The 14411-nt window shown below is 59.7% G+C and carries 8 protein-coding genes; 2 read left to right on the plus strand and 6 right to left on the minus strand.

Translation table 11 applies throughout. The features are described from left to right. Positions 1 to 366 precede the first annotated feature (366 nt). Positions 367 to 2325: an ATP-binding response regulator gene (locus QFZ94_RS35505; RefSeq protein ID WP_429462753.1), complete on the plus strand. Its 1959-nt coding sequence runs from the start codon at positions 367 to 369 to the stop codon at positions 2323 to 2325. A gap of 71 nt (positions 2326 to 2396) precedes the next feature. Next, positions 2397 to 4349: an ATP-binding response regulator gene (locus QFZ94_RS35510; protein ID WP_429462754.1), complete on the plus strand. Its 1953-nt coding sequence runs from the start codon at positions 2397 to 2399 to the stop codon at positions 4347 to 4349. Between the two features lie 43 nt (positions 4350 to 4392). Here the strand turns inward: QFZ94_RS35510 and QFZ94_RS35515 are convergent, their stop codons facing one another. The 6 genes from QFZ94_RS35515 to QFZ94_RS35540 form a co-directional block, all read right to left on the minus strand. Beyond that, positions 4393 to 5094 carry a LuxR C-terminal-related transcriptional regulator gene (locus QFZ94_RS35515; protein WP_429462755.1) on the minus strand — a complete coding sequence of 234 codons (702 nt, stop codon included), beginning with the start codon at positions 5092 to 5094 and terminating at the stop codon, positions 4393 to 4395. A 915-nt stretch (positions 5095 to 6009) separates the two neighbouring features. Next, on the minus strand, positions 6010 to 7086 hold the full coding sequence (locus tag QFZ94_RS35520) for a Bd3614 family nucleic acid deaminase (RefSeq protein WP_429462756.1): 1077 nt from the start codon (positions 7084 to 7086) through the stop codon (positions 6010 to 6012). 168 nt (positions 7087 to 7254) lie between these two features. Then, complete coding sequence (locus tag QFZ94_RS35525) at positions 7255 to 8151, minus strand: hypothetical protein (protein ID WP_429462757.1); 897 nt, start codon at positions 8149 to 8151, stop codon at positions 7255 to 7257. 65 nt (positions 8152 to 8216) lie between these two features. Further along, a complete protein-coding gene (tssA, locus tag QFZ94_RS35530) occupies positions 8217 to 9359 on the minus strand; it encodes a type VI secretion system protein TssA (protein ID WP_429462758.1) in 1143 nt (380 codons plus the stop codon). After that, positions 9356 to 13549: a type VI secretion protein IcmF/TssM N-terminal domain-containing protein gene (locus QFZ94_RS35535; protein WP_429462759.1), complete on the minus strand. Its 4194-nt coding sequence runs from the start codon at positions 13547 to 13549 to the stop codon at positions 9356 to 9358. The genes tssA and QFZ94_RS35535 overlap by 4 nt, the downstream gene beginning before the upstream one ends. Positions 13550 to 13616: 67 nt before the next feature. Continuing rightward, complete coding sequence (locus tag QFZ94_RS35540) at positions 13617 to 14369, minus strand: DotU family type IV/VI secretion system protein (protein ID WP_429462760.1); 753 nt, start codon at positions 14367 to 14369, stop codon at positions 13617 to 13619. Positions 14370 to 14411: the final 42 nt, after the last annotated feature.

Genomic DNA, 14411 nt, shown 5'->3' on the forward strand with positions numbered 1-14411 from the left:
CGGAGCAATCCCGTCAGTTGTAGTGAGATCGGTTATTTGATGTTCGGCATCAAATGTTCCTTAGTGAGCGAACAAATGCTCGGTGTCGCTTTGCGACTACTCGTTACAGTGACTTCTTAAGAGTACACGCACACGCTGGGAATGGATGCAGGTCGACGCGTTAAACGCGCTGCCAGCGCCGAACGTCGCGTTGGGCGGGCGGTGCTCCAGGCCCCCGGCGCCGCGGGCACAAATCTCCCGCGAGCTTCCGCCACGTGGACCATACATTTGTTCGGCATGTAACAGAACACTTGTTCCCATCGACGTGCTCGCGGACCGCTAACACAATGGGCGTATGCTGAGCGTGACCCTCCGAGGAGGCCTTCGATGGCGTCCAGTACGCAAACTCGATGTGATTCTGATGTGGGCGAAAAACCCGGGGCCAGAATGTCACTGAGCGCAAGCAAAACAGCTCACAAAATCGCGTGCCGCAGATTCGGTGAACTTGTTGATCTTGTCCGAGGGCCGATTGCGGCACTCAGTGCCGAGCAGAATCTCCGCGTCAAACGCGATTTATTGGAATCACTGTCTCGTCGAGCGGTATATTGGATGGCGTTGGCGCTGTTAGGAAGCTTGTTCGAGCTCAAATCTGGCTATTGGATAATACCCGACTATTGGATCAAGGCGTCGGATATTTATCGTTTGTTCCGTGTGGCCTGGATCTTCGGACTGTGGGGGATGGCCGCTCCCATGGCAATATATTTACTGAAAAGGACCATGGCGCTTCCAAAGCACGCGGACGTCAACGCGGTCGAGCAGATGCACGGGGCATGGGCTGCATTGGTCATACTGACATCGGTGTGGTGGGCGGCGGGTAGCTTTGGGTTAATCCCCCTCCAATTCCAGTTTCATGGTACTGGTTCCGGCAGGATTGGCTTCCTGGAGCTGACGCTGATCAGCTATACATTTACTGTGCTGCTGCTCGCTCCTAGTCTTCGTGCAACTTTAGGTTCACTCGTGCTGGGCTCTATCCCATTCGGATTTAGCGTGGGAAGTTATCTGTTATTTGCACGGCCAGTATGGTTTGCCTGGTATATGGGTCAACTAATTGGCTATTGTCTCATCGCATGGTTTCTTTGTTACAACCAGGAGCGCGCATGTGTAAAAGAGATTATTCTCGAAGAGGCGCGATCGCAGGCGGAGGCGGCAATGGCGGAGAAGAACCAATTTATCGCTGCAATAAGCCATGATTTGCGCCAGCCGCTCACAACGCTCGGCTTAAAGTTGAATTATATCGAGCGGACCATTGAATCGACCAGGCTGGCCGAAGACGTCTCGATTGCGCAAAGGCAAGTGGATGCGATGGAAGGGATGATTAACGGCACACTGGATATCTGCCGTCTCGAGTCCGGCACCTGGAGTGTAGAAATTCAGGAGGTGGGGCTGCCTTCCCTTTTACACGGCATAGTTGTGGATATGCAGCCGCTAGCCCTGGCGAAGGGGCTGAAGTTAAGACTCCATAGCCGGCCCTATCTGACCCATACGGATCGACACGCGTTGGACCGGATCGTCCGAAATATGCTGGCCAATGCCGTCCGTTACACGCCTTCCGAACAGGGAGGAAAGAAGGGGCATATTCTGGTGGGTTGCCAAAGGCGGGGCAACCTCGTCAGGATAAGCGTCTGGGACAACGGAATCGGTATCCCCGAAGATAGACAGGCCGATATCTTCAAAAGCTATGTACAGGTCGATAATCCCGAGAGGGATCGTGAAAAGGGATTCGGTCTGGGTCTGTCCATCGTTCAGGGTCTCGCGAACCTTCTTGGTCACAAACTGGACATGAATTCGACGCCAGGACGGGGATCGCGTTTTTCGGTTACGGTCCCCTTCGCAGGACGCATACCGCCTGAGTTGCTGGAGGTTCAGACGGTTGAAAGCGGCGACCTGGACCTGACCAATATGGTCGTGGTGGTCATCGAGGACAATAACGACTTGAGAATCGAAATATCGATGCGCCTGATCGAGCATGGATGTTACGTCGTGGCGGGAGAATCATCATCCGACGTGATCGAGCAGTTGCGCATCGAAGCCTTGGCAAGTGGTCCGCACTTCATCCTCTCTGACTACCGGCTGAAAAACGAGGACGGTATTGCCGCGATTGCGGCAGTCCGCGCTGCTACCGACGCTTCGACCCCTGCGATCCTGTGGTCGGGAGACACCTCGTCAGCTGTGCTCAAAAAAGTAGCCGCCAGCGGCATGAAGCTTTTATCAAAACCGGTTTCTGAACAGACCTTATTGGCCTTGCTGGCGAAACATAAGCCAAAAACATCGACCGAAGGCAGGTGAAGGTGATGGCGGTGAAACGTAACTAGCACAAAGGGGCGTATGCTGAAAGTGCCCCTCCGAGGAGGCCTTCTATGGCGTCCAGTACTCAAACACGATGTGATTCTGACGTGGGCGAAAAGCCCGGGGCCAGGATATCACTGAGCGCAAGTGAAACAGCTCACAATGTCGGTCGCCGCAGATTCGGTGAATTTGTCAATCTTGTGCGGGGACCGGTTGCGGCACTCAGTGTCGAGCAGAACCTCCTTGTCAAACGCGATTTATTGGAATCACTGTCGCGTCGAGCGGTGTATTGGATGGCGTTGGTGTTGTTCGTAAGCTTGTTCGTGTTCGTACTTGGAAATTGGATCAAGACGTCGGACATTTATCTTTTGTTCCGTGTCGTCTGGATCTTCGGTCTGTGGGGGATGGCCGCTCCCATTGCAATATATTTACTGAAAAGGACCACGGCGCTTCCAAAGCAAGCGGGCGTCAACGCGGTCGAGCGGATGCACTGGGCATGGGCTGCATTGGTCATACTGACATCGTTGTGGTGGTCGGCCGGTAGCTTTGGGATAGAGCCACCCATTTTCTGGGCCTACCACGGTGATATTCATATTATTTTTCACAGGACTTTCTTCCTAAAGCTGACGCTGATGTGTCATGTATTTACTGTGCTGCTGCTCGCACCTAGTCTTCGTGCAACTTTAGGTTCACTCGTGCTCGGCACTATCCCATTCGGATTTAGCGTGGGAGGAAGTCTGTTAATTAATCGGCCAACTTTGTTTGAGTCGCTTACGGCTCAACTAATTGGCTATTGTCTCATCGCATGGTTCCTTTGTTACGATCAGAAGCACGCATGCGTAAAAGAGATTATTCTCGAAGAGGCGCGATCGCGGGCCGAAGCAGCAAGGGCGGAGAAGAACCAACTTATCGCTGCAATAAGCCATGATTTGCGCCAGCCGCTCACAACGCTCGGCTTAAAGTTGAATTATATCGAGCGGACCATTGAATCGACCAGGCTGGCCGAAGACGTCTCGATTGCGCAAAGGCAAGTGGATGCGATGGAAGGGATGATTAACGGCACACTGGATATCTGCCGTCTCGAGTCCGGCACCTGGAGTGTAGAAATTCAGGAGGTGGGGCTGCCTTCCCTTTTACACGGCATAGTTGTGGATATGCAGCCGCTAGCCCTGGCGAAGGGGCTGAAGTTAAGACTCCATAGCCGGCCCTATCTGACCCATACGGATCGACACGCGTTGGACCGGATCGTCCGAAACATGCTGGCCAATGCCGTCCGTTACACGCCTTCCGAACAGGGGGGAAAGAAGGGGCATATTCTGGTGGGTTGCCAAAGGCGGGGCAACCTCGTCAGGATAAGCGTCTGGGACAACGGAATCGGTATCCCCGAAGATAGACAGGCGGATATCTTCAAAAGCTATGTACAGGTCGATAATCCCGAGAGGGATCGTGAAAAGGGATTCGGTCTGGGTCTGTCCATCGTTCAGGGTCTCGCGAACCTTCTTGGTCACAAACTGGACATGAATTCGACGCCAGGACGGGGATCGCGTTTTTCGGTTACGGTCCCCTTCGCAGGACGCATACCGCCAGAGTTGCTGGAGGTTCAGACGGTTGAAAGCGGCGACCTGGACCTGACCAATATGGTCGTGGTGGTCATCGAGGACAATAACGACTTGAGAATCGAAATATCGATGCGCCTGATCGAGCATGGATGTTACGTCGTGGCGGGAGAATCATCATCCGACGTGATCGAGCAGTTGCGCATCGAAGCCTTAACAAGTGGTCCGCACTTCATCCTCTCTGACTACCGGCTGAAAAACGAGGACGGTATTGCCGCGATTGCGGCAGTCCGCGCTGCTACCGACGCTTCGACCCCTGCGATCCTGTGGTCGGGGGACACCTCGTCAGCTGTGCTCAAAAAAGTAGCCGCCAGCGGCATGAAGCTTTTATCGAAACCGGTTTCTGAACAGACCTTATTGGCCTTGCTGGCGAAACATAAGTCAAAAACATCGACCGAAGGCAGGTGAAGGTGATGGCGGTGAAACGTAAGGCGTGGAGTCGCAGCGATCTTCACGGCAGTCCCTTAGCTGGCCCACTTCCTCCGGCCAGCTCGGCATTGACTTTAAGTGCAGCTTCAACCCGGTTCCTGACTTGAAGTTTGTCGTAAATAACACAGGAGACCTGTCTGACGTGTCCCTCGGTGATGTTAAGCTCTCTTGCGATCTGTTTTCCTGACAGGCCACCTGCAATGCAACGCGCCACGTCCCACTCCCGTGGAGAGAGTCCAAGATGATGCTGATTGCGGATAGCTGAAGGCGCTTGCGTCGGGCAGGCAAAGCGCATCAAGAGTTCCTCCGGAATCCAGAGTTCACCTCCTAAAATCCTGCTCAGTCCAATGAACATTTTTTTGTGTGCGCCTCCCTTCAAAATGATTCCTCGAGCAGCGTAATCCCGCATGCACATTCGCAAGATTTCAACTTCATCATCGTTTCCAGGAGCGAGTCCCGTGCAGACGACCACGGGAACATTGGATGGATTGCCAGCCTGGAAACGTTCCAGCGTCGTGGCGCCACGGTTCTCACCGTCCAGGTTGAGATCCAGGAATACGAGGTCTGGCGGAGGTGCCTTGCTTATTTCTTCAAGCGCGCTGGCAAGCGTGAATACGGGTGTGACTTCGATTGGGACTACGCTCAACTCCGATGCGTGGGTTTGAACATATTCGGAAAGAGCAACACAAAGAATTTCGTGGTCATCGACCCATAGAATTTTCATGGCCGCTTCCCCCTCGATACCTCAGAGAAAAACAATCGATTGCGCTACGTTTCTGCGCGGCACCGCTTGATAGTTAACTCACTGGCATTCTCCGACCGTCGAAATTCGTGCATGGAGCGCCGCAGTATGCGCGTTCGCCCGGGTCAGGTCGGTGGGCTCGAGGCAGTTTTGGCCGCCTGGCGCTGCGGCGCCGCAGCAGCGTCGACAGCACCGCGCGATCGAGCAAACCTTTCAGAGTCGTCATCGCCTGCTTCGCCTCGTCGAGGGTCTGATTCTTGCTACACGTTACCGGGCCGGTGGCGCGACATAACGAAGAGGATACATCGCGTCCCGGAAGGGAGGAACATTACACTGAAATCCCCCGTCAAAGAACTCGCATTTGGCCGGCGTTTCCGGGAACGCATCATTGTCTCGTCGCGGAAATCGCCTTTGCGGGCACGCCGATCGAAATCGTCAACGGCCATCTGCGGTCGTGCTCGCGGGATGGCCTCACGAGCTGTTGATCTCGGGATCGCAAGCGGCTAAAAAAGCCAGCCGACCATCTGCGTGCGTTGTGGTGCATTGGCAGCAATCAAGCGTGCTTCTTCCGAAGGTCTGCAACGGCCAACGTCGGGCAAATCGGTTCATATGAACGGACGGCCGATCACCCTGAAAAACGACAGCGAGGCCGCCTTATATCGAAAGGCTAGTCCGGGTCATTCGAGCGAACGCGTAGCGGATGTTTGGAGCGCCGGCATACATAAGGTCTAGACCAGGATAGCGGACGAATTCAACTGGCTTCGTCAACGGCTGAGCGCTTCAATCTTTCGCTGCGAGCCGTCCGGCATCGCCCAGGATCGTCATTGACCTAGGAACAACAACTGACTCGCCGCTTCTACCCATGAATGGTCGGCCATTCCGGTTGTTGCCCCGACCTTATTTTCCGCGCAGCACTGGAATCCCCAACTGCGCCATGACTGTGGCGATGTGGTCCAGGCATTTCTCGACGTTCGTGTTGTACCGATCCGATAGCGTCGGGTCGGATCGCTTCGGATCGGTGTACTTTCTCTGCTTGATGTCCAGGTAGCCGGCCGCCATGTCTAGCTGACTGGTCTGTCGCTCGCCCTTAATGAAGTTAATGATGCCAAGGCTCCGATCCTTGCGATGCGCCGTATCGAATCTGTCATTAAGGTTGAATGAGACCGATCTTTTGATTCCGGTGCTTTTTAAATCCCAAACTGGCCGTTCGCCGACGGTGGTCGTGTGTGCCATGTGCACATACTTCGCGCTGTCTACACGGCCCGATGCCGCTGCAGTCGGATCGTCCTGACCGTAGTAGGCGAGGAAGTCATTTTCCGTGGAAAAATGCTCGATGGCGGCGCGGCACATTTTGCAGGGCTTAAGCGTCGAGTAGATGCGTGCGCCTGCCGGCAAGCGCTTGCCGTACATCAGCAGCGCGCTGGTTTCCGCGTGCAGCAATGGATGGTCACTGTTCTTCTTTCCCCAGGCCAGGATCTGCCCCTGCGAGGACACAATCAGTGCGGCCACGCCGGTGTTCCCTCCCTTACCAAGGAGCAAGCGGAACGCCGCCGACAGATACAGACGGTGGACGTTGTGGACACCTGTATGAGGTGCGCTCAACTCGGCCGGGGGAGTGCGCTGAGAGATGTCGACGTTCGGTCCCGCGACATGGAGCTCGTCGGCCAGGAGGCGGACGTCGCGGAGCATCAAGTCGTGCCCCGTGCTTGTCCCGGATAGGACGTAGGCGCCGTTGATCTCGACGGACGAAATTTTTTGGAAACCGACTTTCGTCTGCTGATCCTCATCCGTGAGCAGGCCCAGCGCGGCTTTTTCCCAAGCGGTAGCGTCCTGATCGCTCTGAATCTCCTTGATCTGCTTTGGCGCGAAGCTGTTTAACAGAAGACGCATTCCCGGCGGGATGAGGTCGTCTTCGGTCGCGCAATAGGCGCCACGCTTGCTGCCATATTTCGGTACGGTGCGTGCACTGCCCATCTTCTTTCTCCAATGAGGCCGGTCGAGCGCGCCAGCCGCGCGACGTCGATATAGGCGATGACCGGTTGCTTTGCGCTGTCGAATTCTCCGCATTGAACTTCAAGCAACGGTCGACCATGGAGGCTCGGTGAGCGAGCCGATGCGCAATCACGCTTGCCCGCGACTACCCTATTTCATACTCGAGTTACTCGAGTCGTTTCGATAGTCGCCAGCCTTAACCGTGACCGCCGAAAAAGCCACCGGCGCCGCCGCAAGTGAGACTGCGCCTATCCTGCTTTTGAGCTTTGGCCAGCTGGTGGGATCGTACTTCGCCGTTTCCTTGACGCAGCACCATTTTTCACAGGTGGCATGCGCCGCCAATATCTTCGTGGCCTCGGCCTCGTTTGAACCCTTGTGCCCTCCGTATTCCTTTACGGTATCGCTGGTGCCTTTCTTAAGGCTTTCCTTCAATTTATGCATATCGACGGACTGCTTTTTTTCCAGATCTCCGATCCATTCTTCCACGTGATCCAGAGCTGTTTTGAATTTCCCCAATTCGTCCCGAAGTCTTTGATTTCGACGTTCGACCTGTTGAATCAGAAGCGCCATCGCATAAATGTCGTCGCAGGTCCGGTCCGCAGGCTGCTTTTTATTGAACTCCGCGATGCCGCCGTTCAGCGACTCGAACGCATGTGCGACCTTCCATCGATACCGGTCGAGGTTTTCTACGGTCAGATCCTTGATTTCAAATTTTGCCAGGTTGGCCTTATCCCCGGCAGCTTTAGCAGCATCGAGGTTACTTTCGAGCCTTTTCCCGCGAGCGAAGTCACTGACGCCCTCGATGATCGCTCCCGCGACCGAGCCGACAACGGGCACAGGGATCAGGGACAGAAACAGCTTTCCGATGCCAATGGCAGCCCCAATACCCTTGCTGGCGGCAGACCCCCTATCTGACGAAAAGAGGCTGGTAAAAGCACTGCGGGTGCTGTGAAAGAGCCTTGAATGAAGAATCTGCTCATCCCAGCTTTTGTTATTGACTTCCGCTTCAGCCTGCACAAACGGATCTGCGTTAAACCGCTCAGCCATGTCACCCCCGATCAAGCTTGATATGAACGTACTGTTGTGAGTTCGGAAAATTCAAAATGAATCCATTATTCGAGTCCGAGCATCGCAAAGAATCGCGAGGTATCTCCTTCGGTGCGCAAGACCTCGCGCATCAGATCCGGCAAAGACATCGCACCCCACGAGACCGCGCGCCGCAGCAAATATGGAGTCGGGCTATGCGGCTCGTGCTCGGCCAGGTAACTGGCCACGAGTTCGATCAGGTCATAGGCCTGCGCGCGGCTCTCCACTCTCGCGGGCGAAGACCTCACAGCAGCGTTCGGCGACGGTAATTCCAGCGTGGCATTGCTCATGGCGTTTTCCATCGATGCGAGGTGTGAAGCCGCGCTCGACGCACGCGCGGGGTTGTTGCCGGCGTCGTCCGCCGCGATTGTCTGCGGCGCGGCGGATAGCGCCTGAGAACCGCACAGGCTGCTCACGGCGCGTGTCAGCCGCATCAGAACGTCATCGACCCGGCCAAGATGGGGCGAGTCTTCCTGCAAAAATTCATCGAGCAGGTTCCCGAAATTCCCCCACGCCGCTCGCGCCAGTTCCAGTTGTTGATGAAGCGATACGAGCGCGGGAAGGTTGCGCCCCCGCTTCACGTGCTTGTCGAGTAGATCGCGTGTGAGGCTTGCCGCCCCGGCATCGCCGCCGTCCAGCACGACACGCTGCCACTCGTCGAGATTGACCTGCGCCGGCTCGCGCTCGTCGATGACAAGTAGCGGCACGTGCAGCGTCAGCACGAGAGCGAGCGTGTCATTGAGCCAGACGAATGGCGCCACGCGTGCATCGGCATCGCCCGCTTCGAGCATCGGCCATGCACTTGACCAGTAACGCTCGGCGAGTGCCGTCAGCAAGCGTGTGCCAGTCATCAGGCCTTCGACACCATGCAAATTCGTCCATGCCTCGCACAGCCAGGCCGCGAGCTGAAAGTCCTTGCTGCGCGTCGCGAGAGCGTCGCTGCTCAGCGCCGCGACGCGCTTCCAGTCCGCCTTGACGAGCGGGCGCTCCCATTCGCCCATTGGCACGCTCGCGTCATCCTGGTGTCGCGCTTCGCGGATCTGCTGGTACACCGGGTCATAGCGCAGCGAAACGCCTGCGCCGTCTTCACTACCGGGAACGGGCGCCAACAGCGCGTCGAAATCCACGTTGAGGCCCGGCTCGACTTCCATAGGGAATGCCTGTTTCATAGTGCGCTCCATTCCGGCGCGTGCACCGGGAAACTGCCCGGCCACGGCAGCGGTGTTTTCTTGCCGGCGGGCATCAGCGCGATCCGCAAATACACGCGCCCATGGGCCTGCTTTGGCAATAACGAAAGGTCGACGGGGTTCGCCGTGCCCAGCGGGAACTCGATTTTCAACAGTTGCGAAGCGCGTTCGCCGCGACCGCTGGCGTCCGCCGCGCGCTGGCGGTTGATGAACGTGATGAGCGCCCACGGATCGGAGAACTGCCAGGTGAGCGTGCGCCCGTCGGTCGAGTAGGCGCGCTGCTGCGCGTCCTCTGCCGCCGCCAGCGGCGAGTCCTTCGCGAAGCGCAGCACGAGCGAGACCGGCGTGCCGAAGTCCCAGTGCAGCGCGTGCGGGGCGTCATTCATCGACAGGCTTTGCGAGCCGATGGTGAGCGTCCAGTCGATGATCTGGTTCGCCGCGACTTCGCCGTTCCGGTTCGCGCGAAACTCGACGTTCACGTCGTAACCGGTGGCCGCTCCATCGTCGGACGGATAAAGCGGCGCGAGCAGCGTCTTCACTTGATCGAAGTTCTCGATGAACTGGCGCACCTTGTAGTTCGTCATCGCCGACGACGCTCCCGCACCCGACGCATGGAACGTCTCCGAGACCGGCTCGTAGTGCTTGAGCACCTGCCCCAGTTCGCCGAAGTCGACCACCCCCGGCATGCCGGTATTGCGCGTGGCCACGCGCAGCATGTCGCCGTTGTCGAACGGCATGCGCCCTGCCACGCTCTCGTTGAACGCCGTGGCGAAATTGCCCCACTGCCGACGCATGTCGAACACATAACCCTGGTTGCAACGCGCGAGCAGGCGATCGTACAGCCGTGCGTGCAGCGTGGCGAAGTAGTCATCACCGCCGCTCGTGGTCGGCCGGCCGGTGAACTTCGACATGCAGCCCGCCGGCCCGGGATCGGCCGCCACCGAGAGCGCGAATTGTTCGAGACGCAACAGGCTGCTGTTCGGGTTCTTCAGGCGATAGCGCTCCAGGTCGCGGTTGATTGCCTGCCAGCGCTGCGCGAGCGGCGATGCGGCGTCGCTCGCATTGAGCGCGGCGAGATACACCGAAGCCTGCTTGCCGAGCATCAGCGCGCGCGACGACTGCTGGTCGAGATACGGCGCGAGCGCGGCCGCGTCGGCTACGCCGAACGCCGCGAGAATCGGCGAGCGCGCGCTGTGCGCACTGTCGGCACTCGCCTCCTGGCGCGTCGCGTACAGCTCGGATTGCGTGAGCGCGTCGTCCACGCGGCGCAGGTGCGCCATCGCGTCGTTCGAGGCGAGCGTGTCGATATCCTCCAGCTGCGCGTTCGCGTGAAGCTCGGTAAGCAGCGCCTCGATCCGCGCGAGTCGCATGCGCGCCGCCTCGAACGCCGCGCTGTCGACATCGGCCGGCGCCGTGGTCACGTTTGCGGCCGCCGCGGTCTGGTCGAGAATCAAACGCGCGAACTGGAGATCGAGTGCGGTCTCGATGCCGGGACGCGCCGCCGCCGGCAGATTCGCAAGACCCTCGGCGAGGAAACGCTTGCGCACGTCGCCCAACGCGAGCGCCTGGTCGAGCTGCGCGCGGTCCCACACGATCGTCGAGCCGTCGGCAAGGGTGGGCAATTCACGGTTGCGCGGCGCGACCATGAACGGCTGACTCAACAGCCCCGACAGGCCGTCGCGCAATGCGGCCCGGCCCGGCGAGATGTTATAGCGCGCGTCCTTGTCGATCCAGACGATGCCGCTATCCGCACTGCCAAAGCGCAGCGAAAACTCGCTGCGAAAGGCCTGGAAAGCACTCTCGTCGCGATGGCGAATCTGCGTCGCGAGGTCAGTGCCGAGCAGGCGGCTCTGCGCCACGTGCGCGAGCGTGCGGTCGTACGTCGGCCCCGGGGTGAACTGCGTCTGGTGAATCCATCCGCCCTTGCCCGAAGCGAGCAAGTCGCGCTGCGTGTCGATCCCTGCCACCACCGCGCGATAGCCGTCCGTGAGCTTCGTGAAGTCGCCTGCGCCCGAGTCGGCTACGGTCAGGCCGCCCAGTCGATCGGAGATGGCGCGCTCGGCGACCAGCAGCGGATTGCCCGTGAACAGGGCGGCGTCGAGTTGCTGCGCGCCCTTGTCGAGCGTGCAGCGCAGCGCCTGCTGCACGGCCGCGAGATTGACGCCGGCCGTACCGTTGCCGGTCACGCTGCGGCGGTCCTGATCGCGGTAGAAGTAAGGCACGCTGCCTGCCACGTTGCCCTGAAGGTCCGCGCCGAGCGCGTAGCGCACCACGAGCCGCAACGAGTCCGCGTTGTCGGCCGCCGGTTGCTGCAATCGCTGCAGCGCCTGCAGCGCGGCGTCGAGTTGATCGACGTTGTGCACATAGAGCTGGAGGGCGTGCATCTGCGGCAGATCGTCGAGCGCAAGGCCGAGCGGCGCGCCGACGCGGCCAGCATCGGGCGCCGTGCAGTCGTCGCCGATGATGAGCTGGCCCGAACTTGGATCCCGCCCCACGCCGGTGAGCTGGCTGACGTGCGCGTACATTTCGCGCTCCAGTGCAGCGACTGCGATCTCGCCGAACTCGCGCTCGAAGCGATCCTTCACGCGGGCGTTCAGGTCATCGACGAAGCCCCACGAGCCCGGCATGAAGATCGTCCAGCCGCTGCTCGTCCTGAGGTTCTGGTTCATCGCGATCAGCGCGAGCGCCTTGCGGCGATACCAGTCGGCGGGCAGGTCCTGGCCTTGCTGTGCGGCGTTCGCCCGCTCAGCCGAGTCGCGCCGCAGCGCGCTAAGGGCCGCAACCAGCTCGCCGTTGCGATGACTTAGCTGCACGGTCGCGATGACGAGCCCGAGCGCCCAGCCTCCCAGCAGAGCGATGCCGCCCCAGCGTAGTGCTCGATTGAGCACGGGACGCGTGAGGTGCTGCGAACGGGACGGCCGCGTGAGGCCGTATTCGAGGAAGATCTTTTTCTCGAACAGATCGCGCAGAAATGCCGGCTGCAGCATCAGATCGTTGAACTGGCCGCCAGGCTCGCGCCGGCCGTCGCCCATCTGCGTGCTATCAGCGTTTTCCGCTGCATGGAGAGGCGCGCTCCCCACATACGCCGGCAGCGCGTCGTGCGACTCGCCGGACGGCGCTTCGAGCGCGGGCAGTTCGTCGCCCTCCACCATCGGCTTGGTGGCCTGCGCCACGCTCCACTGCGCGAATTCGCTCGCGTCTCCGGTCAGGTAGATGCCGCGGAAGAAGAACGGCTCGTGGTACGCGCTCGCGCGCAGCAGCTCGTCGACGTAGAGCTGGAGCTGAGCGCGCATCGCGTCGATGCGCGAGGGCAGTTGCAGGAACTGGCGCGCGTCGAGGTGCGACGAATCGAGTGCGGACAACTCGGCGCTCGCGTCCGAGACCGAGCGCATGATGCTGTTCATCGCCGTGTCGACCCAGCCTGGCTGATAGGTGGTCGAGAGATCGAAAGGCGAAGACCAGCCGAGCATGCTCGCGCGCAGCGGCTCGGGCAGCGCGCGAGCGAACGTTGCGAAACCCGGTAACGACTCGCAGCCGGTCACGACCACGTACACGGCAAAGCGCATCGCAAAGCGGTTCTGCGCGAGCCACAGGCGGCGATGCGCGAGCTTCGCATGGCGTACGAGCTCAAGGCGTGCATCGGTGTCGTCAGCCAGCAGAGTGGCGGCCGGCACCGTGATCACCACCGAGTCGAACGGACGCTGCTGGCGATAATTGCGGCACAGGCTCAGAAATTCGTCCCATGGCTTGCCGTCGCCATCATCGTCTGGCGAGCCCAGATAGGCCGCCTTGATGTCCACCACGATGCCGCGATCGAAGAAGTGCCACGACATGCCCTGCGTGGCCGCGGGGCTCGCCGCGTCGGCGCCGAGGACGCTCGCCACGCCCGCCTGGGCGATTGGCAGCGGACGCGGATCGTCGCCCTCGTTGAGGATCATGATCCACGGAATGTTGTAGCGCTCGGCGCGCGTGGCGATGTTGCCTTCGATGAGTTCAACGGCCTGGCGGAAGGCGCTGCGTAGCGAATCCGAGCGCAGGCGCACGATCTTGCGCTCCGCGGTGGGCTTCGTGTGCGAGCCATGCAACGCGAAGTAAATCACCGCGCCGAGCACCGCGCACGCAACGAGCGTCAGCACCGCGATGGAAAGCAGGAACAGGTTGCTCGTCAGCATGAACGCGCCCCCACGAATAACAGGTTCGACGACGTCATTGCACGCGCTGGCATCGCATGATTCGGCTTCATCGGTTCACCCCCGTCACCGTGTCGGCATGCAGGGCTTCGCGCACGGGCCACGACTGCCACAGCCAGAGCACCTCGGAAATCGCCAGCAGCGACACGGCCACCAGCATAAAAATCATGGCCCAGCGGCTCACGGTCGGCAGCTTGCGCGGCGCGACGTGTGAGAGCGTGTTCGCATAGGCGATCTCGGAAAGCACGCGGTCGCGGCCGCCCAGATCGGCGCGGCGTTGATAGACGAACTCGTAGAGTTCCTCGCGGTAGCTGCGCAGGCGCTCGGCGGCATCGGCACCGCGAAAGCGGCCCTGGAAGCCCATCGCGAGCGAGAACAGATAAAGGCGCGCGATGCTGCGGCGCGATGTTTCGCGCTCGGACAGCAGTTGTTCGATGCGGCGGAACACGAGGTCGCCCGCCACGTTGGTACGGAACAGCGTCGATTCGAGCAGATACGCGGTCCAGCGCTCCCGTCCGGCCCACGGCGTATTCAGCAGGATTTCGTCGGCGAGCACGGCCTTCAGATAGCGCGCGTCCGCGACGATCTCCATTTCGAAGCGCGTACTGTCACGCCGCGATTGCAGCGTCTGGATCTCCAGCAGGTTCAGCAGGTGACGGCTCAACCCCTGCGCGGCGAGATCCGGGTCTGCGTCGGGCAGCTCGGAGAAGCGCGCCTGAGCCATCATTAGCTCATCGAGGAAGGTGCGGAACTGCTCCGTCACGAGATCGTCTTCTTCTGCTTCTGGTCGGATGCGTGCCATGCTCAGCGTGCCTTCGCGTTTAACGTCTTCATTGCAGTCATC

The sequence above is a fragment of the Paraburkholderia sp. JPY465 genome (assembly GCF_050436725.1).
GTDB lineage: Bacteria > Pseudomonadota > Gammaproteobacteria > Burkholderiales > Burkholderiaceae > Paraburkholderia > Paraburkholderia youngii.